A 23,755-nucleotide genomic window follows, 5' to 3' on the forward strand; every position below is an offset into this window, starting at 1 on the left:
GCGGTGCTTTCTACTTCCTTGAACTACACTTCACGTAGAACCCCGTTCACAAGCCTCTTTACACTCGCCAGCCCTTTACTGGCGGCGGTGAATAACGCATCTCCCGCTCCGGTAACCGTCGTGTTCACGCCTACCTAGATTAACTGCTCTCCCACGCTTTGCTTCCCATCATCCCGCTAATCGTTGATCTCGTCCATGGTTTCTTCTAGGTTTCCGCTGATTGCTCCGGCTACCATGGATTTAAGTAAGGTGGGCGAGAACTTACCTACCACTCCTGGCGTCTTCACTGCGCTCAGAAACTTCCAGGGCAGGCCGATGCTAATGAAGGTTCCGGCTACTTGTCCCGCTTTTTTCCCATACGGATCGTCCATTGGGTTGACTTAGCCTTCCGGCATTGGACCCGCAATCCAGTCCCCCAGCGTCCTTAGGAGTCCAAATGAGGCCGTATTAATCGCTTGGACCATCATATTGCTCCCACCCATCAGGATGTTCGCCACTGTCTGGTTCCCGACTCCGCTTCTCACCAATCGGTCTTGGTCTGCTGCTTCCTTATCCAGCTTCTCGTAATATGCCTTAAGCTCTTCATACCGCCGGTCCTGTTCCTCAGTTGGTAAGGTGAACCAGTAGGTTCCCTTCACATTCGGCACTGTGTGGAGTTGAGAAAGGGACAACAGAAAACCACAATACAGGCGTGTAGCTTGCATTGTGGCTTGGCAGAATGTATTGCACGATCTTGTTGTTTGTTTTGTAAATAAGTTTATGATTGATATAAGGATTTTGATTTTATTAAAATATTCACTTGTCTTTGGGTATCCTCATCTAAAACATCAAAAACAGATTTAAATGAATCTGAATTTTTTTTATTACAAATTTCAAACAAGGTAGCTAGGCTAAAATGCCCGAGCATATATACTCCCATAACCTGATCCTTATCTTTTTCAAAACGTTTGCTCATACTTTGAAGAACCGCAATTGTTTTATCATCAAACAATCCTGATTGAACAATTTTGAACATTGCTTTAAGTTGAATCATTTTCAGGTTAGACTCCAACGCTGAGTTTATCGCAGCTACGTCTATCAACGCCATATCCATTTTTTGTTCCCAATCTGATTTTTGCATACTACCTCCTGATTACATATTATTTGTATGGGTTTGGAAAGTTATAGTCATTACAAATCGTTTCAACTTCTAATAGAAAATTATCCCATAACTTATTCGCTAAGTCTGTTTGCCCCAAACTTTTGGCCAGATCAATTTCTTGGCTGTAGGCTTTCAACTCGTTCGCAATACGTGCTTCCGGATCAAATAGTGACATCCAGCCTGGCCAGCCAGTCTCTTTATCATAATAAAAATGTTGTGCTTCATGCTTTAAAGCTGATAAAGAAGCATCCTTATTTATCGTAATCTCGCCCGGTGTATCTCCAATTTTAGGTGTGTACCCCATAGTATCCCCATCAACTAGTCGGACCGTTCCCCCTGCCTGTTCAACATCAGCAATTATTTTATTCCACTCTTCAGGTTGTGATATCCTTCCCGAATCATTTAATACTCGAGCAGGATCTCCTTTAAATTGATCAAAATCAACTCCTTCCGTCCCCCCAACCCGAACCTCCTCAAGCTCCTTACCCTTCCCATCGATCTCCGCCTTAGCCTTAGCGGTACCATCCACCTCTTTGACCTTCACATCGCCTATCGTACCGTTCACGAGCTTCTTCACATTCGCCAGCCCCTTGCTGGCGGCGGTGAATAACGCATCTCCCGCCCCGGCAATTACGGTATTGATGCCTACCGAGAGTAACCGCGCTCCCACGCTTTGCTTCCCATCCTCCCGGTAATCATTGACAGCGTCCATGGTTTCTTCAAGGGTTCCGCTAATCGCTCCGGCTACCATGGATTTAAGTAAGGTAGGCGAGAACTTACCTACCACGCCTGGCGTCTTCACGGCGCTCAGATACTTCCAGGGCAGGCCGATACTGATGAAGGTTCCGGCTATTTGTCCCGCTTTTTTCCCATACGGATCGTCCATTGGGTTCACATAGCCTTCCGGCATTGGACCCGCAATCCAGTCCCCCAGCGTCCTTGGGAGTCCAAATGAGGCCGTATTAATCGCTTGGACAATTATATTGCTTCCACCCATCAGGATGTTCGCCACTGTCTGGTTTCCGACTCCGCTTCTCACCAATCGGTCTTGGTCTGCTGCTTCCTTATCCAGCTTCTCGTAATATGCCTTAAGCTCTTCATATCGCCGGTCCTGCTCCTCAGGCGGCAAAGTAAACCAGTACGTGCCCTTCAACCGCTCTATCACCTTCGGATCGTTCCGGTTCAGAATGTCCGCTTCTGACACGCTGTTATACGGGTCTACCGGCCCTATCGTTGCTTCCGGTTGGATCAGGGCCAGCTGTTGCTTCGCCCACTCCCCCTGTATTCCCGGCTCCATCGCCATCCGCAGCAAAAGCGCATATTCTTCCTTCTCCAGCAGCGGAACGCTTTTGTCTGTAATGGATGGATCGTAGTCACAGGCTTTGATGGCGGACTCCTTGTAATATCCGCTGAGGTCCTTCCCGGGCTGATACTGGACTTCGCTGATCCCCATCGACTTCAGCTTCTTGCGCGCTTCCTCCGCCTGCTGATGGGCCGCCTCCATTTGTGCCTGATTGCCAAAGGTCTTGTACACCTCGTAGGCGATCTGTGACTTTCCAATCTGCTCCCGTGCTTCGTAAATCTCTTTCAGCTTCATCTCCGCGGCCAGTCCATCGATGCTTACCAGGCCTGACTGCTGAATCATTCCCCGCAGCTTCTGCACCACCGGATCGCTGCTCCATTCATCCTTGGCACTCAGGATCGTTAACGTACGAATCAGGCTGGTCACGGCCTTCTGTGCCAAGAAGGGGATAGAAAGCGGACCGAATGACCCACGGCTGCCTGCGCTTCCGAATAGCCCTGCCAGTATACCCAGCTGCTGGCTGAGCTGACCTGCCTGCCGCTTATTCTCGGCTTGAACACTCTGGACTCCCTGGACGGCACTTCGGATCAGATCCTCTAGCTTCTCAGCTTCGCTGGTTAATTCCTTAATGAGCACTTGGGCTTTTAGCAGCTCCTGCCCCAGCGGGATGCCGCCCCAGTCCGAGGCTTTTCCCTTGAACTGCAGATGCAGGCGGTTTGTGTCCTGGCTGACCAGTCCAATCTTCGTCCGCAGGCGCTCTACTTCATCGACATTGAACAATAATTTCGTCGTCGCCATGGCTTCCCCCTGCCAATTTCTAATAAAATCAGCTATGCAGCATGCTGCATAGCTGATTGCATTCTTATGTAGTGGGACTCTTGCTGTTTATTGGATAAAGAAAATATTAGAAGCTTTTGTTCTGAGCAGCTTTAATTTCTTTAGAAAGAGTTTCATAACTGTTCGAAACATTTCTCATATGAATTCCAATATTCTCAAGCGCTTGGCCAAATGCAGTAAAGGTTTTATCCATTCCTTTCACCTTTTCGGCAAACTCTCTTGCGGCAGTATCCTCCCAGATACTGTTCAATGTCGTAGCTGTAGTCGTAATTTTTTTCATTAAATTATCGTATTCTCCTTTTTGTTTTATAATATTGTCTGCAAGTGTTTTCAAACCATCGTAATTTACCGTAACTTTGTCTGCCATTATAAATCGCTCCTTATAAATCATATTTTTATATAAAAATGAACTTGAAAAACACAGTTATAAACTTGCAGAAAATTTCAAGTCCATTAGTATAGCTCTGGTTCTGCATAATTTATTTATCGGTCTAATGCGTTGATAATTTTATATTTTATTCCTTTTAAAGAATTTTTTACCTCTACTTAATTCAGGTTCATTTCCCCTGACCCTGATAGTCATTGCGCACCGAGAAATCCGATTCGAACAGGATAATGTCCCCGGAGGAAAAAGAAAACGGATGTCCCATTTCATCAGTGTCTGTGGTCATCTGGCCTTCAATCGCCCACATATTGGCTTCAGGCGCCTTGTAGCCCAGAATGCGGGTGCCGGCATCACTATTTTTGACCGTATAAATTTCGAACTTCACCAGAATATAGCCGCCGGAAATGAACTCCTGTTCATGGCCGTCCAGTGCGCCGCCATAATGAGTCGCCAAAGTCACAATGTTAGTCCCCTTGGGCAGGATGTAAGGAGCTATCGGCAGGTTGTATTCCCCGTACCAGTGCTGCACGCTGCGTACTGCGGCAATGGGGTTTACTCCATTCGGAATATTCGTAGGACCGACTAAGGTACGCGATGTATAAGGCAGAATTTCCAGGTTATAGCCTTCGGAAATCTCGGTTTTGCGCTTTAGATACTTCTCGTAGAACTTCAGCCAATTCGTTTGTCCCCGCTCCGCCTCCGTGAGGATGTAGTTATACTCATAGCTGGCCGCCGTGGATAACTCGCCACCTGATATGTTCCGCAGACCATCGGCTAAGCGGTAGGTGCGGGTATAGCTCAGCTTGTCCTTCGGTGAGCCGACGCCGATCATCTTATTGCCCGAACCCGAGACGTCATAATACAGATCAACGGGCGCTGCACTTCCTCCAGTCTTCGGAATAAAATAGAAGCTTGGCTCAATCCGGATTCCCTCTCCCGGCTGCCACAGATTCCCGATGGTCCGAAAGTCAAACAGAAACGAGTAGCCATTATGCGGAACTGTTATCTGCTCCGTGGGATGTGAGCCTTTGCGGATTGGGAGATGCCACTGTTTTTGGCTGCTTAAAGCCGTTGGTGTTCCATTCTCATCGTTCCCGCCCGTATAATACATTGCGTTGCTATGATCAAGGTTGCCCGTTCCCGTGCGGAATACTTTTTCAAACCGGAAATCCCCGATATCCCAGATCCGAAAATCGAACAGCCGGCCGACCACCCCGACATTGAAGCTCTCTGCTGCGCAGTAATTTGCCAGATTTCCGTTCAGATTCACCTGACACAACTCCGCCCCGTCCGACGGGGCATTGATTGCCCAAGACTGTGTATGAATGGTGTAGTCCCCTTCGTTAACCCAAGTCGGCATGGTAAAGTTCATGTACAGTGTCCCGACAGGGATATTGATCCAGGTGTTCTCCGGGTAATACATTCCCTCTTGGAACACACCGAACGGAAACTGGATGCGTTTGTTCTGCGTGTACTTGCCATAATCCCGGTTGCCATAGCCTGGGATGTTCAGGTGCTGCCCGCTCTCTGTGAAATGAACAGTAAAGGGCCGGTCCAGAATCAGCACCGTCCGGTCGTAATCCGGGTCCATCCGCTGGTCGTAAGGACGGTTATCATCCGGGAGAAGTGAATAGTTGACGACTGGTGTGTGTACGGTGATGGAGTTAATGCCATTGATTGAATACGCCCGGTCCCCCTGTCCCTCCACATTCTCCGGCAGCATCGTGTAATATATTGAGCCAGAACTGGCCGCATTTGCCCGGTTGAGCAGACTCCGGTTAATCATCAACTGGCCTTGATAAAGTACATCGCCTCCGGTATCCTGCGGATCGGCAATCCTTCCTGGAACGGGCCCGGTCTTTGTAGAGACAGTGTCATCCATAATCATCTGTCCGTTGAATACCAGCCGGTCATTCTGCACCTTTGGATCGTTCGTTTGCGATTCTGCAAGACTCTTAAGCTCATCTTTATCATCAACATCGCTCGGGCTTGGTTCATGGTCCCCGCCATCGACCACCTCCGGCGTAAACGATAGGGTTCCTGTCTCTTGGGGAACAACATGCTCTTCCACCACAGTACTGTTGGCAAGTTCAACCGCCGGAGCATTATAGTTGTTAGGGTAAAGTGTGACCGACCCTCCCGGCAGGGCATAGTTCTCCATCAGTGCCCGGTCGATTTGATAGACGGATAACTGATCGATCTGCCAGTACGCATATTCTCTAGGCGTCAGTTCAAAGGTATAGGTTTTGTCAAAGGATGAATCTTTGGGAATTGGATCTTGGGGGATCGGATCTCCACCATCCTCTCCCGGAAGATCCGGCTGGGCTTCCTCCCATTTAGTAGGATAGGTAACATCCACACTGCAGGAATAGCGTATCTGCCCTGCCATATTGGCAAAGGTATGTTCAAACAAATAATTCTTTCCCCACGCATTAGCGTATAAATGATCTGAGGTAGGAATTCCGGTCGGTGCATCAAAGTGTATCCCATTCGATGCATCATCACCCAGAATTACCCCGCTCGCTGACGGGTCCATAAATGATGCTTGCGGAGCCGCGATCTTGTTCGGAGGTTGAATGGTGTAGGTGCATTCGCCTGAACCTGAGCCTTCTCCCCCGCCTACGGTTATGGTAGCAGTTCCATATAGGGAATATGGATATTTGTTCCACTTGGCTGTGATATGTGCAGTTCCTTCTGCATGGGCCACTACTTTCCCATACTGGTCTACAGTAGCTACTGCTGAATTATCTGAGCTCCAGGTCGTATTCGTTGTCGCCGATGTCACATCGTTCCAGTTGTTGGGGAATTCGGTCATGTCAGTAGCCATTGTCCGCACCTGAGCCTGCAGGTTTTTCGAATCATTAACTTGAAGAGTAGCATTTTGGAGTACACGCATTTGTTTTTTTTCAACTACATACATACCCTTCGTATTTTACATCCATTGGAATATAGTATTCTGCTGTATATTTATTCGCCCCATCCGCTCTAGTACCAAATTTTGTTTTTAGATTATAATTTAACGGATAGCCCGTATAGACCTTGATGTTAGCTGTCATTGTACCTGCCTGAAACTCCGGATTTCCGCCAGCCACAGCTGGCGTATAAGTGTCCCCAACTGCTTTCCATGCCATATCTGATATTTCCAGATTTTTGATTTCAGATATGGGGAATGCATTTTCTCTTTGGTCTTTCATGGATTCAGGGGCATAATCTCTCATATCCAAAATAAAATCGGTACGTTCTTTCTTCGGAACCGCAGAGTCTCCAGATCCATTCGTTAAAGTTGTTTTTGGCCCGCCTGTATAAGTTGCTGTCCATTCGGGACCATCTGATTGCACCCATACGACTTTGGGACGTGCCTCTTTCTCACCTCTTACTTTTACTTTCACAGTCTGCATGGGTGCCAGACCTTGCGGAGTTACATCAATGTCTAGGACCCCTTCCGGGTATCCCTGATTAAATCCTGTTGCATAAGACGGAACTGGAAATAGAGCAAGTATTAAAGCTAGAAGGAGTAAGCCAACGCCCCATTTTCTCATACCGCCTCACCTATTCCTCTTTCGGTTTATAATAGAGCCAGTATCCGTCATCCATCGTCAAACCCTTTTTACTTTGCCCAACTTCTATGAATTGCACCTGCCATAAAGTAACCCCTTTTCCGTCCATATAGTTTGCAAAGAATTGCTGAGGTTCATCATAGGGTAAAGTATTATATCCATATTTATTTTTAAGATTATCAGTCCTTGTTCTATTTCCTGTAAATAAACCACTATCATGATCACTGTAATAATCACCTATGGAGAATGGACTTTTCAACGGATAAATAGTAACTTCAACATACGCCCTATATACTCCAGGTTTATCTTGTTCAGCTATTATTTCACTTTCATCGAAAAACAAAGGTGCATAAATCCCTTTAGGATTTTTGGGATCCTGTGCATTCACAAAAATGAAATGATTTAATTTGACAATACAGCTTTTATTTTTGAATGTGAATGTTTTCTCAGCAGCATCATTAAAGGAAGATTTACCCGTCGTAAACGGACTGATGCTCTCCATATTCGTCCGCTTGGTTCCCACTTCCCGCAATTCGTTTAAACCTACAAGGCTGCTTGCCTCCTGCTGGCTAATCTCATTCAAACGCAGCAGGATAGCGGATGCTTCCGCTCGTGTCGCTTTTTGAGTTAATCCAAAGGATCCGTCCGGATAGCCGCTCATCAGCTTGGTCCCAAGCGAAACCGCAATATACGGAGCTTGGGACTGTGAGACTCCCGGTTTAAAATACTCTTTTACCGGAAGCACCGTTGTAACCGTGTCCTGCAAGGCCTCCTTATACTCTGGATCGGCTGCCGCAAGTCCGGATGCCATCCATTTGGCAATTTCCATCCGTGTAATGGGCGTGCTTGGCTTGAACCCATTCGGATAATCACTGACATTAATGTACCCCAGTCCAATTGCCCGGTTCACTTCAGTCTCACTCCAATGCCCTGCCAGATCCGGGAAATTTCCCGGTTGTGCTGTCTCAGGCTGTGCCTTCGACGCCCTTGCCAACAATGCCGCGAACTCTGCCCGGGTTACTGATCCATTCGGTTTGAATGTGCCGTCAGCATAACCTTTGAAGTAGCCATTTTTTACCGCCGTATCGATAGCTGCTTTGGCCCAATGTCCTTTAATGTCCGTAAATGTAGCAGACTGCTCTGCTGCTAGCACTGGACGACTCTGCACCAACAAACTTGTGCATATCATAGAAACAATCAATAGACTGTTAAGTATTATTTTTCTCATTATGTACCTCCACTATTGTATTGGGCTCATTCATGTTCCTTCACCTAACCGCACAATCCTCCACAAAATACCCTTTCCTCGCTGCCTCCTCCGGATCGAATAGGCTCTCAATGACATTCGCTCCGGCAGGCAAGCAGCTTTCACCGTAGGCCGTACGCCGGCCTGCTGCATTCCGGGTTCCGATCAGCACCTTGCGCCGCATGACCGCGCCGCTGCCGAGGGAATAAGCATCCAGCAGTTCCCCGCCGGGAAGCGGATAGCCTTGTATAAAGGCCATAATTCCCACATCCTGAATTGACTGCTCCTGAAGACCCCGCGGGAGTGTGAACTGGATGGACAAGCCCATCCGCTTCACCAGCTCCATGTGCCTATTAATGGCCGTGGCCAGATCCTGTTCGACCAGTGAAGTGATCGTGCTCTGGCGAATCTCGCGGAATAGCTCAAGTGAGTTAATAGGTGCGAGATTCGTCTCTGCAGCCAGTTCTGCATACTCTCCTTCATAGAATTCATTGGTCCCAGTGTCGTATACCCGGGCGTTATCATCTAAGGTGAAATAGAGCAGGTTATTATTCCGAAGCTTGTAGTAGTAGGGCCGCTCCGGCCAGCTGACAGGCTTAAGCTCCTTCTCTCCCCCGTTACCGGCTGTATCATCAAGCGTAACCAGCGTATATCCGCTATAACCGAACATCACAAGAGCCGGCATATGCATTTTCAGATTGTTCAATTCAGCCCTATTATTCTCCAGTCCGAATTTCATCGCCAGGTTACTGTAGAACACACTCAGCACATCCTGATCCAGCTTCAGCTGGCGCTCCCGGCCATAATGGACTGCCGTTATCGTACCTGATTGACCAGCATTTCTTGTACACTCATTTTTTTCATCACCACTGGATAGGAATTTTGGATTACCAAGCTCATTTAATTTAAAATTTTGAATAAAAAATATAAAATCTCATTAATTCGGGATTTATATTTAGCATTATCGGCAATCCTCGACAATAGTTTATATTTTCCATAACATTTATTGTTAATATAGTTCATTAATCCCTAATAAGTCATCATTCTCTTTATCACATTAAAATTAACAGAGGATAAAGATATAGTTCCATAGCCACACTGCTCATTTCCGCAAGCACCAGAATTATGCATAATGGCATATTTACATTCCCAACCCACTCCCTACCCTATTCCCCATCCAATGTACATTTTTACTTTAAATGTATTTTGTTATCACTACATCTCCGTCATTTTTTTATTTAGCTATCAGCCACAGCCGGCTTCTCTGCATCAGGACTTCGATACTATGAATAATGACTGCGCCAAAACTATTCCATTGTCCTATTAAAATAAAATACCTGCGGGAATATACTTCTTCACCTCAATTTTTGTAGTACTCAAAAACAAATAAGCCGCCAAAATGGCGGCCTATTCTTCTGCTGAACTAGTTCAGGTATTCTGCTTGATTTTTGGCCTCACCCTTTAACCGCACCGCCGGTGAGTCCCCGGACCAATGTTTTGGAGCCGAAGAGGAAAAGGACGATCAGCGGAAGCGTGCCTAGGGTCAGCCCCAGGATACTTGCCGAATAATCCGTGCGGAAGACGGTAGACAGATTGGCAATTCCCAGCGGCAGCGTGTACAGTTCCGGCTTGTTTATCGTTACCAGAGGCAACAGATAACCGTTCCATGAGCCCAGGAAGGAGATGAGCCCCAGGGTGCTGATGGCCGGCATCAGGAACGGAACGACGATTCTGGTGAGAATCGCCGGCTCCGAGCAGCCGTCGATCCGCGCACTTTCGATGACCTCGGTCGGGACAGAGGAACGGATGAACTGGGTCATGAAGAATACGCCGAAGGCGTTGTTCAGTCCGGCCAGAATCAGCGGCGCATGGGTGTTGTTCAGATGGAACCACTTCATCTCCATGACATAAGCAATCAGGCCCAGGTGTCCGGGAATCATCATCGTCAGCAGAATGAAGCCGTACAGCGCATTTTTACCCTTGAATTCATATTTGGCAAAAGCAAACCCGGTAATCGAGGCCACCCCCACCGTCACGAGGGTGAACAATACGGCTACATAGAAGCTGTTCCAATAATTCCGCAGGAAGCTGGCGGACATGATAGTCTGCAGATTCTCCAGCAGATAGCCGCTGGGCAGAATTGGAAGCTGCTTGAACAGGTCCTCGGAATAATAGGTTCCCATCACAATCATCATATAGAACGGGAACAGGAAAGCGACAGCGATCAGACTAAGCAGCAATACGGTAAAAAATTTCTTTGCTCTCATTTGTCGTCACCATCCCTGTTGATCCATTTCATGCCAACTACCGAGAACAAGGCGATGAACAGGAAGGTGCCATAAGCGATTGCTGCCCCTTTGCCATACTTGAACGCACTGCCGTTGAAGGAAGCGTCGAACATATACCAGATTGGTGTGAAGGTCGAGCCGTAACTAGCATTTGGCCTGCAATCTGCCGCAAGATATAATGCTGGAGCAACAGACTGCTGGAAGATGACAGCTTCAGCAGCACTATGTAGCCTCCTTCATCCATCTCTAAAATGTGAATTCCCTCTATCTCCGTGGACTGTAGGCGGATTTCATCTTCGATGCTCTTCCACACGGAGGATACCGGCCAGCGTGTGTTCCGGCGGCTGCCATCCAGCAGCATGGCAGCCGTCAGCTCAAGATACAGCAGCGCAGGCTGCCTCTGCTGATATTCTGTAACCAGCCGGTGCATCCGGGACTCCTGATTCCCGCAGGGACTTGATATTTGCCCGCTAACATATCTTTCAGCAGAATTTGAAGTGCATGTCCGCGGCCTTCTTCCTCAGCTGTTCCAACAGGCGGTTGCGGCTGCAATTTCTCGAATAACCGCAGCGCATACGCCCGCTCGTTGCCTTCGCAACTACCTCAAAACCATGCTCTGCCCAAGGCACCATATCATATACATTCTCCAGTGCAAGCGGCTCATCATCCACAAGCATGACCGAAATTACAAAATTCATTGCAGATCCTCCCGTTCCTGTCGTTTTCGGATATATATGCAGGTATAACGGAACATGAAGACGCCGTCAATGGAAATACCTCCCTAACTGTAGGGATGACAATAATTCACAACCAACAACAAAAAAGCAACTCATCCGGAGACAAGTCGCTATTCTAAACGCTCTATTTATATAACAAAAAAACCCTTGAATCATCAAGGGTTTCCCGTTCATTTCAAATTATGCGGTAGAGAGGACTCGAACCTCCACGGGTATACACCCACTACCCCCTCAAGATAGCGTGTCTGCCATTCCACCACTACCGCATATTGATGACTCGTATGGGATACTCTCCACTCTGTTACGAGATTGCGAAGTATTCCTAACCTAGCCGAGGCTTCAACGAACCCAAGGATTCTCATCCCATCATTCGAAGAAGATTATGGTGACTCGTATGGGATTCGAACCCATGTTACCTCCGTGAAAGGGAGGTGTCTTAACCCCTTGACCAACGAGCCAGATGATAAGTTTGTGTGTTTGTCACAACAAAAATGAGTATATCAAACCTTAATGAATTTGACAAGCTTTATTTTCTCAAGAAAATATCAGGGAGAATTGGGCGTGCAGCTTCCGCTTCTCCCTCTCCCAGCCCGCCTTCCCGCGAAGCCGAAAACAATATTCTCCCCTTCTTAAATACGTCCGCCAGCCGCAGCTAGGACGCGGATTCCATCCGAGCATTCATAGCCCAGACTCTGCGCTACTGCCAGATTCGTTACGTATCCAGCCACCACATTCAGGCCGCGCGCAAGCGCAGCATTGTTGACCGCAGCCACATGAATGCCATGATTGGCAATTTGCAGTGCATAAGGGATTGTCACATTGGTCAGCGCCAGTGTAGAGGTCCGGGCGACCGCCCCCGGCATATTGGCCACCGCATAGTGCACCACGCCATGCTTCACATAGGTCGGGTTCTCATGGGTTGTAATCCGGTCGATGGTCTCAATCGAGCCGCCCTGATCAATCGCCACGTCCACGATTACAGAACCCTCTGCCATCTGCTGTACCATATACTCTTTAACCAGCTTGGGAGCACGGGCACCGGGAATCAGTACAGCCCCGATCAGCAGATCGGCTCGGCGGACAGCCTGCTCAAGATGATAGGAATCCGACATCACTGTAACAAGCCTTCCGCCAAAAATATCATCCAGAACACGCAGCCTGCCCGCATTCAGATCGAGCACCGTCACGCGTGCTCCCATCCCCAGGGCAATCTTCGCCGCATTGGTGCCGACAATGCCACCGCCGACAATCACTACCTCTCCAGGCTGAACTCCCGGCACCCCGCCCAGCAGGATACCCTTACCGCCCTGCGGCTTCTCCAGCAGCCCGGCACCGATCTGCACAGCCATCCGTCCGGCAACCTCGCTCATCGGGATAAGCAGCGGCAGGGAGCCATCTTCAAGCTGGATGGTCTCATACCCTACCGCTGTTACCCCGCCTTCCACAAGCGCCTTGGTCAGAACCGCCTCCGGCGCCAGATGCAGGTATGTGAAGAGAATCAGCCCTTTGCGGAAATAAGCATATTCCTCCGGCAGAGGCTCCTTGACTTTAATGATCATCTCCGCCTTGCCCCAGATTTCCGCAGCGGTGTCCAGAACCACAGCACCTTTATCCAGGTATTCTTGGTCATCGAAGCCGCTGCCTGTGCCGGCAGAGGCTTCAATATACACTTCATGCCCCGCCTTCCGGAGTGCTTCTACCCCGGCCGGGGTTATGGCAACGCGGTTCTCATTATTCTTGATTTCTGCGGGTACGCCAACAATCATGCTGATTCCCCCTAAAAGTTTGGTGAGCATAACCTTCCTTGATATAACATCGGCAAAACTCGCTTCGGAAGCATAGGCTTAGTTTGGTGAGCATGGCCTTCCTGTGATATGCGAAAAGAAAGGCTCAGAATTGAGCCTTTCTTTTCAGAGCTAAGGTGACGCAGGAGGCCAAGCGGCCTCTTGCGGTGCTAAAGAACCCCAATTCCATTCACCCTAGTATATGCGGATTTACCTCTTAAGGATTAACCTTTGTTTCGAAGGTCTGTTTACCGTCAACGAATTTTAGAACGACAGCCGCTTTAACCGGGTCATGTGTTTCGTTCAGGGTAATTTTTCCTGTAGCGAGCTGCAGATCTTTGGTTGCTGCCAAAGCTTCTGTAATTTTGGCCGGATCCGCTTCACCGGCACGGGTGATGGCATCAGCCACCAGCTTCAGTGCATCGTAACCAAGGGCAGCCATACCATCCGGAACTGCACCGCCATTAGCTGCTTTGTAGGCTTCAACGAAGCTTGTTACTTCAGTAGCTGTATCTTCAGGCGAGTAGTGATTGGACATATAAGTGTTCTCCAAGGCTTCTGCACCAGCGATTTCAGCCAGCTGCGGGGAATCCCATCCGTCTCCGCCCAGGAAAGGAACAGTGATGCCCATTTCACGGGCCTGTTTCACGATTTTACCAACCTCTTCATAGTAGCCCGGCAGGTAAATCACATCGGGGTTTGCTGCTTTGATACGTGTCAGAACCGCTTTGAAGTCAGAGTCTTTCTGCTGATAGGACTCTTGGCTGAGCACTTCGCCGCCTTTAGCTTTGAAGGTCTCTTCGAAGAACTTCTGCAGACCTTTGGAGTAGTCACTCGAAGTATCTGTATAGATTACTGCTTTTTTGGCTTTCAGGGAGTCGATTGCAAAGTTAGCCATCACTTCACCTTGGAAAGGATCGATAAAGGCTGCGCGGAACACATATTCATTCACATTGCCACTGCGCTCATCTACAGTAACTTTAGGGTTGGTGGCACCTACTGCAACGAGTGGAATCTTCTTCTCGGTAGCAACCGGAACGATACCCAGCGTATTGGTAGAAGTGGAAGCCCCGATGATTGTAACAACCTTATCATTGGTAATCAGCTTCTGTGCCGCCTGTGTAGCTTCTTCAGATTTCGAAGCATTGTCAGCTACGACCAGCTCGAGCTGTTTGCCCAGGATCCCGCCTGCAGCATTGATCTCGTCAACAGCCAGCTTCGCGCCCTTTGATGCGGAGTCGCCGAAAGAAGCTTGACCGCCTGTGAGCTCAAGGTCAGCCCCGATTTTGATTGTGCCTCCGGCAGCATTTCCGCCGCTTGCAGAGTTACCGCTGTTCTCTGTGTTGTTGCCACAGCCCGATGCTAATACCGCAGTCAGTACTGTCGACAAAATAATGGCCCCAATTTTCTTCATTGTTTCTCCCAGCCTCCCGATTAATTAATTTTTATATGTTGTTTCTGTGATGCTGCTGTAGTTAGGCGTATCTGTTTAGTGACCAAGATAAGCCATTTTGATTTCATCGGAATCGGCCAATTCCTTGGCGTCCCCTTCAAGCACTACTCTACCTGTCTCCAGAACATAGGCACGGTCAGCGATTTTGAGCGCCTGATGGGCATTCTGCTCAACCAGCAGTACAGTGGTTCCGGCGTCATTGACTTCTTTGATGATTTTGAAAATATCCTGGACCAGCAGCGGCGCCAGCCCCATGGACGGTTCATCCAGCAGCAGCAGCTTGGGGTGTCCCATAATCGCCCGCCCCATGGCAAGCATCTGCTGTTCCCCGCCGGACAGCGTTCCGGCTTGTTGCTTCTTACGTTCCAGCAGACGCGGGAAAGTGTTGTAGACTCTCTGGAAGTCAGCTGCTAGGCTGCCGGAATCCTGCAGATAAGCACCCAGCTCCAGGTTCTCCTCAACGGACATATTCGCGAAGACGCGGCGTCCTTCAGGACAATGAATTAGCCCTTCCTTAACAATCGCTTGAACACTTTGATTGGCAATCGATTTATCCAGGAATTCAATACTTCCTGTCTTGGGTTTAAGCAGCCCCGACAGCGTCTTGAGCAGCGTTGACTTGCCGGCGCCATTAGCACCGATCAGTGTAACGATCTCTCCCTGCTTCACGTTGATGCTGAGATCCTTCAAGGCATGAATAGCTCCGTAATAAACATTGATTCCTTGTACTGTAAGCATAGTTCTACGCCTCCTGTCCCAAATACGCTTCGATAACCTTCGGATTATTCCGGATTTCCACCGGAGTTCCGTCAGCGATAAGGATTCCGCGGTCCAGTACGTAAATCCGGTTGCAGACACCCATAACCAGTGACATATCATGCTCAATCAGCAGAATGGTAAGGTCAAATTCCTCACGGATCCAGGCAATCAGATTCATCAGATCACGCGTCTCATTCGGGTTCATTCCGGCTGCCGGCTCATCGAGCAGCAGCAGCTTAGGTCCGGCAGCAAGCGCCCGGGCAATTTCAAGTCGGCGCTGGTTACCATAGCTCAGGTTGCTGGCTACCTCTTGACTCTGATCGGCAAGATTGAATATTTTGAGAATATCCATCGCCTTCCGGGTAATTTCGTCCTCTCCTTTGAAATGCTTCGGCAAACGGAGCATAGACGAGAATAACGAGTGTTTGGCATGCTGATGAAAAGCAATTTTGACATTCTCCAGCACAGTCATAGCCGTAAATAAGCGGATGTTCTGGAACGTACGGGCGGCACCTTTATGGTTAATTTTATAAGGCTTCATCCCGCCAATGGATTCGTTATTCAGAAGAATACTGCCTGATGAAGGGGGGTAAACCCCGGTCAGCAGATTGAACAATGTTGTTTTGCCGGCGCCGTTGGGTCCGATCAGACCAATCAGTTCACCTTTGTTAATATGAAGGGAAACCTCACTGACTGCCTTAAGTCCGCCAAAGGATCGGCTGGCCTCCTTAACATCAAGGAGCACTGCTGCCTTCGATTGCGTCATTTGCCTTAGCCTCCTTTTTGCCGAACTTGCCGAATGAGAATTTGGTTGTGCCCAGCAGGCCGCTTGGGCGGAAGATCATCATCAGGATGAGCACAATGGAGTAAATAATCATCCGCCATTCCGGGAATTCACGTAAGTAGGTGTAGAGCAGGGTAACGAACACCGCTCCGACAATGGAACCCGCCGTGCTGCCAAGTCCCCCGAGAACAACCATAACGATAATTTCAAACGACTTCAGGAAGTTGAAACTACCCGGTGTAATAACGTAGAACGTATGAGCTGACAGCCCGCCTGCAATCCCGGCAAACAAGGCACCGATGGTGAAAGCGATAATTTTGTAGCGTGTCGTATTAATACCCATAGCCTCTGCTGCAATTTCATTCTCACGGATAGCAATACACGCCCGGCCGTGTGTGGATCTAATGAAGTTATTAATCAGAACTACTGAAATCAGGGTGAAGAAGAATAACATCGTCCACGTTGTTTTGGCAGGAATACCGCTGAGCCCGGAAGCTCCGCCAACGAATTCTGTATTCAGCATGATAATCCGGATGATTTCACCGAATCCCAGTGTGGCAATGGCAAGATAGTCACCGTTAAGCCGGAGAGTAGGCATCCCGATCAATACGCCGAACACCGCCGCCAGGAGTCCGCCTGCAATAATGGCTGGAATGAATGGCACGTTGTAGTCAAGGGTAAGGATAGCCGAAGTGTACGCACCTACGGACATAAATCCAGCATGACCAATGGAGAACTGTCCGGTAATCCCGGTAATCAGGTTGAGGGATACCGCAAGCATGATGTTAACACCAATGAGAAGCAGCATAGATTGGTTTACATCACTTAGAACTCCCGTTGTTAGAAGAACTTTGACGACTCCATAGAACGCAAGGGCAACGATTATGCCCATCCAGAACTTTTTATTTATATTTTTCACGGCAGTTCCCTCCTACACTTTCTCCCGGACATTCTTGCCAAACAGTCCGGATGGTTTAAAGATAAGGATCAGAATCAGTACCGCGAATGCCACGCCGTCACGCCATGAGGAGAACCCAAGTGAAGAAATCTCTGTCTCTACCGTTCCCAGCAGCAATCCGCCTACAAGGGCACCAGGAATACTTCCGATTCCCCCGAGCACCGCAGCTACGAAAGCTTTGAGTCCAGGCATAACGCCCATCAAAGGATCTACTGAGTTATATGTCATTCCAAAAATGACTCCGGCAGCAGCAGCAAGCGCTGAACCGATTGCGAATGTAGCTGAAATGGTGCGGTCTACGTTGATCCCCATCAATCGCGCCGCTTCCACATCGAATGATACCGCCCGCATTGCTTTACCGGTTTTGGTATAACGGACGATATACTGCAGGACAAGCATTAGAATAATCGTTGTTAGCAGAATCATGATCTGATTAGATTCCACTTGGATGGAAGAACCGAACAGATGATATTGCTTCTTCTCCATAATATCCGGGAAGCCTTGAGCCTGAGGGCCAAGAATCAATACCCCGGTATATTCCAGCAGGAAGGATACACCAATCGCAGTGATCAGCGCGGCAATCCGGGTTGACTTGCGAAGCGGCTTGTAAGCCAGACGCTCTATTGTTATACCGAGCAATGCGCTGATGGTCATCGAAATGATCAGCGACAAGAGCAGGACAACGATGGGCGGCAATCCGGCATTCGCCAGATATTTGGCACTGTAGAGTCCGATGAACGAACCTACCATAAATACATCGCCGTGCGCAAAATTGATCAGTTTGATGATACCGTAAACCATAGTGTAACCAAGGGCGATCAGAGCATAGATACTGCCTACGGAAATCCCGTTAATTAGTTGCTGAATGAAGTACTCCATCGCCATCCCCTTTTCCCCATAATAATCATAATTCCCCTTTCTCTGCCTTGCCTCTCTTTTATTTCTTTATGATGTCATTTATATTAACACAAGGGTTGGGTGTCGTCACTAATTTTTATGTGAATTAATATAAAATTCAAGATTTGATGTTATGTTAAATTACATGGTATGTGTAGTATTCGGTAGGTTTTTGTTAGTTTTCGAAAAATTCGTAGAAAACGGGAGTAAAACAGAGGATTTTAAAGCAGGATAGTTTTAGGATTTGTTTCCTTTTCTTATACAATACTTTATTTTCACGCAATTAATATAACATTTGTCTCTTTACAGCATCACTCCTTCATTTTATTAAAGGGGTAACGGGTTGAACCGACAGACTTTTTGTCGTTATTTGTCTGAAAAGCAAATAAGCTGGCCCCTCTTACATCGGGAGGTCCAGCTTATTTGCCTGATACACTCTGCAGACCGATTAACGTTTAGTCCAAATAAACCGCCTTACCCGTCTGTGCCGATTCATAGATAGCTTCCAGAATCCGGGAGACTACATAAGCCTGTTCAGGAGTAACGACCGGATCTTTATCCTCTTCAATAGCTTCAATCCACTTTCTCAATTCCACATCCGTAGCCTTCTCTGCTTTGCCTTCATAGAACGCTACCCCTCCGGCACCAAGCTCAACTTCCTTCGTGTATAGCTTACTATGATTCTCCCCGTTAATTCTGAGACCATTCTTCATATCCGCACCCGCTTCGGTTCCGCTTAAGCTGCACTTAGCCTCATCCACATCAAGCGAATTCAGTGCCCAGCTTGCTTCCAGCGTAATCGTTGCACCATTCTCCATCACAATCATTCCGAACGCGGAGTCCTCTACGGTGAATTTCTCCGGGTCCCATGGGCCCCAGGCGTTAGCCGCATCTTTTTTCTGTGCGAGCTCGTGGTACTTGGTACCCAGCACAACCTTCGGTTTGTAGTTATCCATCATCCAGAGCGTCAGATCAAGCGCGTGGGTCCCGATATCAATAAGCGGGCCTCCACCCTGCTTCTCCTCATCCAGGAAAACACCCCAGGTCGGAACGGCTCTCCGTCTGATGGCATGTGCTTTCGCATAATAGATATGGCCAAGCTCCCCTGATTCGCAAACCTTTTTCAAATACAAGCTGTCTTGTCTGAACCGGTTGTCATAACCGATCGTCAGCTTCTTGCCTGTACGTTTCGCCGCCTCGGCCATACGCTTGGCATCTGCCGCTGTTTTGGCCATTGGCTTCTCACACATCACATGCTTTCCTGCCTCTAATGCCGCAATAGATATTTCCGCATGCGCATCATTCGGAGTAAGCACATGGACAATATCAATAGAAGCATCCTTCAATAATTCCTGATAATCCGTATAGACAACAGCCTCCGCGTTTCCATATTGTTCTGCAGCCGACTCCGCCCGTTCCTTAATAATGTCGCAAAAGGCAACCACTTGGACCTTATCCTGTCTGCTCAAGCTCGGAAGATGCTTCCCGTTCGCAATACCTCCACATCCGATAACTCCAACACGATACACTTTACTCATATCCTCTCATCCTCACTTTAATTTAGTTTTTTGGACTTGCGGTAGGCCGCCGGGGTCATTCCGAGCCGCTTGCGGAAAACCGAATGCAGGTAAGTCGCATTCGTAAATCCTTCAGACTCAGCGATGTATTCGATCGGCAGAGCGCTGGTCTCAAGTTTGCTGCATACGGCCTGCAGCCTTATCTCTTCAAGAACCCGGCTGAATGTTCTATCCGGATCGATCTGCTTAAATATTCGCTGCAGCTGCCTGGAGCTGATATTGAGCTTCTCCGCAACATTCTCCAGGGTTACGGTTGCTGAAGAATTCGCTTCCATATACTGAATGGCATATTGATAGCGGGAGGTCAACATATCCCGGACCGGTGCGGAGGTTCCCATCCCGCCTGCATCGTAAGCTCTGGTTACCTTCAGTAAAATACTGATCACGAGATGTTTAATAGAAGTGTAATATCCCGTAAGCTTGCCGTCACAGGCCTCATAAGCTTCGAGAAAGCATTTCATAGCTCTGTGATAATCTTGTGCAGGAACAGTGGGAAGCCTCCTCAGCTTCTCCACGCATTCCTCGGCTTCCGCAACCTCCCATGGATCCGCATCTTCTCTGGGCTTTGCTGCAATATTGACATGCAGACACAGCTCCTCCATCGATACTTCCGAATCCGCTTCCTGACGATGCATGACTCCCGGTCCGGTTAAATAGAGCATTCCCTCCGATAAAGGATACCGCTGATCGCCAAGAATAACCGTCCCCTTGCCCCGCGGAATGAAATGAAATTCAAATTCAGCATGGTTATGGAAATCAATGACCTTTCCCGGGGGAAAAGAGGTCAAATGAAACCGGAGAACTGAAATTTCATAATGTCCCCACAGGATTGAAATATCCAGCCTTTCAAGCATATCCTGCTTCTCAAACATAATCCCGAAGGGAAAATGGCTCATGGTAATCCTCCTGCTTGAGCTAAGCTCTTCATGGATGAGTAATCAGGCGTTCAATTCGGCTAACCGGATAACACGGCCTGCACTCGCGGAGAGATTCGCCGCCTCCATTAACCTTGTAAGCTCAGTTGCGATTTCAATATTCTCGGTAGCAAGCGTGTTGTTCTGAATGTGGCTGACCCATTGTTGAAATGCAGTTTCCCGGTGGTCTTGCAGAGGCATATCTATCCAGGAATCCCCTTTGTCTGGCGCTTTAGTACTTCTAACGAGCAGCTTCTCTTCAGGCGTTCCGTATAAAAGGGTTCCTTCCGTTCCATGCACTTCGATCGTAAACGGTGAGTAGCTATTCACGAATCCGGCTTCCACCACACCAATAGCTCCTGAATCGGTATAGAGCGTCGCCACCGCGTTGTCTTCAACTTCCTTGCCTGTTACATATCCAAAGTTCGCACTTACACCGGTCACTTCTTGACCTAGAAAGAGCCTGGTCAGGTACATGGGATGACAGCCAAGATCAATTAAGGCACCGCCCTGGCATTGCTCCAGACTAAAGAAATGTTCGGGAAGCCAGTTTGCAGTTGCGCCATTATGAGATAAGCGGACTCTGACATACGTTATTTCTCCAAGCAGTCCCTGGTTTAGAATTTCTTGAACCGATAAAGTATAACCATCGTTTAGACGCGGGAGGGAGACCGTTAGCTTCACTCCATGATCCGAGACTTCTGACAGGATTTCATTGACCTCACTCAACGTTGCAGCCACAACCTTTTCGGTGAAGATGTGCTTACCGGCTTTGGCGGCCGCAATGATGATATCCCGGTGCTGACAGGTTGGCGCGTCCACAATAACGGCATCTATATCCTTCCGGGCAAGCAGGTCATCCAAAGAATCATAAAACGGAACATTCAAGCTGTCCGCAGCCGTCTTGCCGCGCTCCGCATCCTCATCCCACACCGCAGCGATTGCAGTATCACTATGTTCCTGAGCCTGCTTCGTATAATCCCAGGCATGCACATGCCAAAAGCTGATTTTGCCAATCCTAATGCTCATTCGCCTGCACCTCCATATATAGTATTCTGACATTAACTATAAGGTATCACATAACATGCAGGTTTTTTAGTAGATAAATGCGACAATAACTATATGTAATTACGACACGAGAAGAAACCCGCATACTTCAAGGCTTCACATCGCCCTGACTGGATGAACGCAAAAAAAGGAGCTCAAAATGAGCTCCTTCTGTATTAATCATACGGAGAGAGAGGGATTCGAACCCTCGCACCGCTTACGCAGTCTAACCCCTTAGCAGAGGGTCCCCTTATAGCCACTTGGGTATCTCTCCAAGTAATGGCTCCCCGAACAGGACTCGAACCTGTGACAACTCGATTAACAGTCGAGTGCTCTACCAACTGAGCTATCAGGGAACATTAACATGAACAAGGATTAATTTATCATGATTCTTTAGGTTAGTCAAGCTTAGCAAAAGAGATTGTAAGAACGTTTTCAAACTATACAAATTTCCTTGGGACTACACCCATTCTCCATCCAATGGTACAGCGACACGGTTAAGCAGTTCCTCTTGTTCAAGGCGGAACTTCAGCTGTTTACGGGTAACGTGGCAGTGGTTAATGGCGTCCATGTGAACGGCAATCACGGATGCTTCCGGGGCTGCATGGCATACATCCACAATATCCTGTTCGTTCATAGTGATATGTCCTCCGCTTACGAAGCTTGCCCCTCCGGCGTTCACGACGATAACTTCCGGGTGATAATCATCAAGTACCTGCCGGACTTCGCCGCACCAGATTGTGTCTCCCGCCAGATACAGATCGGGTTCTCCATCCGCCTGGAATATGAAACCGGAGACTTTGCCCATTCTCTCCCCGGTCTCTCCCGTTCCATGGCGGCCACCAGTACGTGTCAGGGTTACTCCACGCACAGAAGCTGCCGTACTGTCTTTAATCTCTGTAACTTGGTCGAAGCCCTGTGATGTAATTTTCTCCCCATCTCCCTCCTGGCATAGTACCGGAAGCTCATGCGACAAAAGCTCTGCCGCCGCTGCATCCCAGTGATCCTGGTGGAGGTGGGTCACTAGCACAGCATCCGGCTCCAGCCACTGCTGTACAGGTTCAGGTAAAGGAATCAGCGGATTCCGCTGCTCATTCGAGGTATTAATAATTGGCGGATTGGCTCCCTGTGCACTCAGCATCGGGTCAACCAGAAAGGTTACTCCGCCGTATTCCAGCCATAATGAGGCGTGGCGGATCAGTTGGATTTTCATAATAAACACCTCTTCCTTATACTTGTGCTTGTGTTCTGCTACAATCAATTATAAATCGGCCGCAGATTAGAATACATTGTGCCGCGAAAGAGTTTAGCCTGTTCTACTTTCACCCGGAAAGGAAATTACACTTATGATGCCCTACCTCATTGACGATACAGATTACCGCATCTTACAGCTTCTCATAGAAGACTCTACATTAAGCCACAAAGATATCGGAGCTGAAGTTCACCTGACCGGCCAAGCCGTAGGCGCGCGTATCCGCAGAATGCGGGAGCTGGAGATTATTCAGGGCTACACCATCCGCTGGAACCCGCTCCGGATCGGGCAGAATATCCATGCCTTTATTACAGTGTTTCTCAGCACCAACGCCGCTCATCTGCCCTTCCAGAACTTTGCGAAGAACCATAAGAGTGTTGCGGAGCTGTACCGCATCAGCGGGGAAGGCTGTTACTGGATGCGCGTACGCACTGTGAATCAGGAAGCGCTGACTGCATTTCTCGACGAGCTGCTGAGGTACGGCAATTACCGGGTCAACCTGGACATGGGCCAGATCAAGTAGTTCTGTTGCTGGCTGAGGGCAAGTATAGGGCAGGCAGAGGGCAGCCGAAGGCAAACAGAGCGAAGCTTTTGTAAGGATTGCCTTCCTTGCGGATAGGGGGCGAGGTTAAAGTCATAGTTAGAAACAAGTTATCCGGGCAGCGATTTAATTGGTTCTCTAGGAGCTGCACCCGCCGATGTGCTCACGATAGAACTACGTATGGAATCATCCATAAGACCGGCAGCGGAAGTAGCTATGGAACCAGCAGTGGACCCCTACGAAAGCTTCAGCGATAATTTCGATGAAAATATTATTTGCTGCTGCAGATGAAAAT

The 23,755-nt window shown here is 48.4% G+C and carries 23 protein-coding genes and 4 tRNA genes; 1 reads left to right on the forward strand and 26 read right to left on the reverse strand.

The window, feature by feature from the left end:
• Positions 1–176: 176 nt before the first annotated feature.
• The 26 genes from MKX70_RS32890 to MKX70_RS33015 form a co-directional block, all read right to left on the reverse strand.
• The gene (locus tag MKX70_RS32890; protein ID WP_340789742.1) at positions 177–371 is read right to left on the reverse strand and encodes a hypothetical protein; all 195 of its coding nucleotides are present in this window, start codon (positions 369–371) and stop codon (positions 177–179) included.
• Between the two features lie 9 nt (positions 372–380).
• Positions 381–671, reverse strand: coding sequence for a hypothetical protein (locus MKX70_RS32895; RefSeq protein WP_340841599.1), 291 nt, complete (start codon positions 669–671; stop codon positions 381–383).
• 86 nt (positions 672–757) lie between these two features.
• On the reverse strand, positions 758–1,120 hold the full coding sequence (locus MKX70_RS32900; RefSeq protein ID WP_340841600.1) for a hypothetical protein: 363 nt from the start codon (positions 1,118–1,120) through the stop codon (positions 758–760).
• Positions 1,121–1,139: 19 nt separating this feature from the next.
• The gene (locus MKX70_RS32905) at positions 1,140–3,242 is read right to left on the reverse strand and encodes a hypothetical protein (RefSeq protein WP_340841601.1); all 2,103 of its coding nucleotides are present in this window, start codon (positions 3,240–3,242) and stop codon (positions 1,140–1,142) included.
• Between the two features lie 106 nt (positions 3,243–3,348).
• The gene (locus MKX70_RS32910) at positions 3,349–3,648 is read right to left on the reverse strand and encodes a WXG100 family type VII secretion target (RefSeq protein ID WP_042233184.1); all 300 of its coding nucleotides are present in this window, start codon (positions 3,646–3,648) and stop codon (positions 3,349–3,351) included.
• A gap of 190 nt (positions 3,649–3,838) precedes the next feature.
• Entirely contained in the window at positions 3,839–6,493 is a 2,655-nt protein-coding gene (locus MKX70_RS32915) for a DUF5704 domain-containing protein (RefSeq protein ID WP_052416027.1), read from the reverse strand.
• 79 nt (positions 6,494–6,572) lie between these two features.
• Positions 6,573–7,205 carry a hypothetical protein gene (locus MKX70_RS32920; protein ID WP_042233182.1) on the reverse strand — a complete coding sequence of 211 codons (633 nt, stop codon included), beginning with the start codon at positions 7,203–7,205 and terminating at the stop codon, positions 6,573–6,575.
• 10 nt (positions 7,206–7,215) lie between these two features.
• A complete protein-coding gene (locus MKX70_RS32925) occupies positions 7,216–8,451 on the reverse strand; it encodes an S-layer homology domain-containing protein (protein WP_340841604.1) in 1,236 nt (411 codons plus the stop codon).
• Positions 8,452–8,491: 40 nt separating this feature from the next.
• Positions 8,492–9,229, reverse strand: coding sequence for a hypothetical protein (locus MKX70_RS32930; RefSeq protein WP_042233180.1), 738 nt, complete (start codon positions 9,227–9,229; stop codon positions 8,492–8,494).
• 694 nt (positions 9,230–9,923) lie between these two features.
• Positions 9,924–10,736 carry a carbohydrate ABC transporter permease gene (locus tag MKX70_RS32935; protein WP_340789748.1) on the reverse strand — a complete coding sequence of 271 codons (813 nt, stop codon included), beginning with the start codon at positions 10,734–10,736 and terminating at the stop codon, positions 9,924–9,926.
• Positions 10,733–10,870 carry a hypothetical protein gene (locus tag MKX70_RS32940; protein ID WP_340789750.1) on the reverse strand — a complete coding sequence of 46 codons (138 nt, stop codon included), beginning with the start codon at positions 10,868–10,870 and terminating at the stop codon, positions 10,733–10,735. Before MKX70_RS32940 ends, MKX70_RS32935 begins: the two co-directional genes overlap by 4 nt.
• Before the next feature lie 369 nt (positions 10,871–11,239).
• On the reverse strand, positions 11,240–11,455 hold the full coding sequence (locus tag MKX70_RS32945) for a hypothetical protein (RefSeq protein ID WP_340789752.1): 216 nt from the start codon (positions 11,453–11,455) through the stop codon (positions 11,240–11,242).
• A 222-nt stretch (positions 11,456–11,677) separates the two neighbouring features.
• Positions 11,678–11,760 (reverse strand) — tRNA-Leu (locus tag MKX70_RS32950).
• Between the two features lie 117 nt (positions 11,761–11,877).
• Positions 11,878–11,952 (reverse strand) — tRNA-Glu (locus tag MKX70_RS32955).
• A 171-nt stretch (positions 11,953–12,123) separates the two neighbouring features.
• The gene (gene ald / locus MKX70_RS32960; RefSeq protein WP_340841605.1) at positions 12,124–13,260 is read right to left on the reverse strand and encodes an alanine dehydrogenase; all 1,137 of its coding nucleotides are present in this window, start codon (positions 13,258–13,260) and stop codon (positions 12,124–12,126) included.
• Positions 13,261–13,495: 235 nt separating this feature from the next.
• Positions 13,496–14,692, reverse strand: a complete 1,197-nt coding sequence (locus MKX70_RS32965; protein WP_042233170.1) for an ABC transporter substrate-binding protein — start codon at positions 14,690–14,692, stop codon at positions 13,496–13,498.
• A 75-nt stretch (positions 14,693–14,767) separates the two neighbouring features.
• The gene (locus MKX70_RS32970) at positions 14,768–15,469 is read right to left on the reverse strand and encodes an ABC transporter ATP-binding protein (protein ID WP_039296330.1); all 702 of its coding nucleotides are present in this window, start codon (positions 15,467–15,469) and stop codon (positions 14,768–14,770) included.
• A 4-nt stretch (positions 15,470–15,473) separates the two neighbouring features.
• Positions 15,474–16,256, reverse strand: coding sequence for an ABC transporter ATP-binding protein (locus MKX70_RS32975; RefSeq protein WP_042233168.1), 783 nt, complete (start codon positions 16,254–16,256; stop codon positions 15,474–15,476).
• Complete coding sequence (locus MKX70_RS32980) at positions 16,225–17,193, reverse strand: branched-chain amino acid ABC transporter permease (RefSeq protein ID WP_197073040.1); 969 nt, start codon at positions 17,191–17,193, stop codon at positions 16,225–16,227. Before MKX70_RS32980 ends, MKX70_RS32975 begins: the two co-directional genes overlap by 32 nt.
• Before the next feature lie 12 nt (positions 17,194–17,205).
• Positions 17,206–18,111, reverse strand: coding sequence for a branched-chain amino acid ABC transporter permease (locus MKX70_RS32985; protein WP_039296535.1), 906 nt, complete (start codon positions 18,109–18,111; stop codon positions 17,206–17,208).
• Positions 18,112–18,584: 473 nt separating this feature from the next.
• On the reverse strand, positions 18,585–19,667 hold the full coding sequence (locus tag MKX70_RS32990; RefSeq protein WP_340789761.1) for a Gfo/Idh/MocA family protein: 1,083 nt from the start codon (positions 19,665–19,667) through the stop codon (positions 18,585–18,587).
• Between the two features lie 17 nt (positions 19,668–19,684).
• Positions 19,685–20,602, reverse strand: coding sequence for a helix-turn-helix domain-containing protein (locus MKX70_RS32995; protein ID WP_042233164.1), 918 nt, complete (start codon positions 20,600–20,602; stop codon positions 19,685–19,687).
• Positions 20,603–20,644: 42 nt separating this feature from the next.
• A complete protein-coding gene (locus tag MKX70_RS33000) occupies positions 20,645–21,649 on the reverse strand; it encodes a Gfo/Idh/MocA family protein (RefSeq protein ID WP_042233162.1) in 1,005 nt (334 codons plus the stop codon).
• Between the two features lie 203 nt (positions 21,650–21,852).
• Positions 21,853–21,941 (reverse strand) — tRNA-Ser (locus tag MKX70_RS33005).
• Positions 21,942–21,947: 6 nt separating this feature from the next.
• Positions 21,948–22,023 (reverse strand) — tRNA-Asn (locus MKX70_RS33010).
• Between the two features lie 104 nt (positions 22,024–22,127).
• Positions 22,128–22,880: an MBL fold metallo-hydrolase gene (locus MKX70_RS33015; RefSeq protein ID WP_340789763.1), complete on the reverse strand. Its 753-nt coding sequence runs from the start codon at positions 22,878–22,880 to the stop codon at positions 22,128–22,130.
• Positions 22,881–23,013: 133 nt separating this feature from the next.
• On the opposite strand from MKX70_RS33015, the gene MKX70_RS33020 reads away from it, so the two are divergent.
• Positions 23,014–23,442, forward strand: a complete 429-nt coding sequence (locus MKX70_RS33020; RefSeq protein ID WP_340789765.1) for an Lrp/AsnC family transcriptional regulator — start codon at positions 23,014–23,016, stop codon at positions 23,440–23,442.
• Positions 23,443–23,755 lie beyond the last annotated feature (313 nt).

This window comes from Paenibacillus sp. FSL R7-0312 (assembly GCF_038004445.1).
Lineage (GTDB): Bacteria > Bacillota > Bacilli > Paenibacillales > Paenibacillaceae > Paenibacillus_AQ.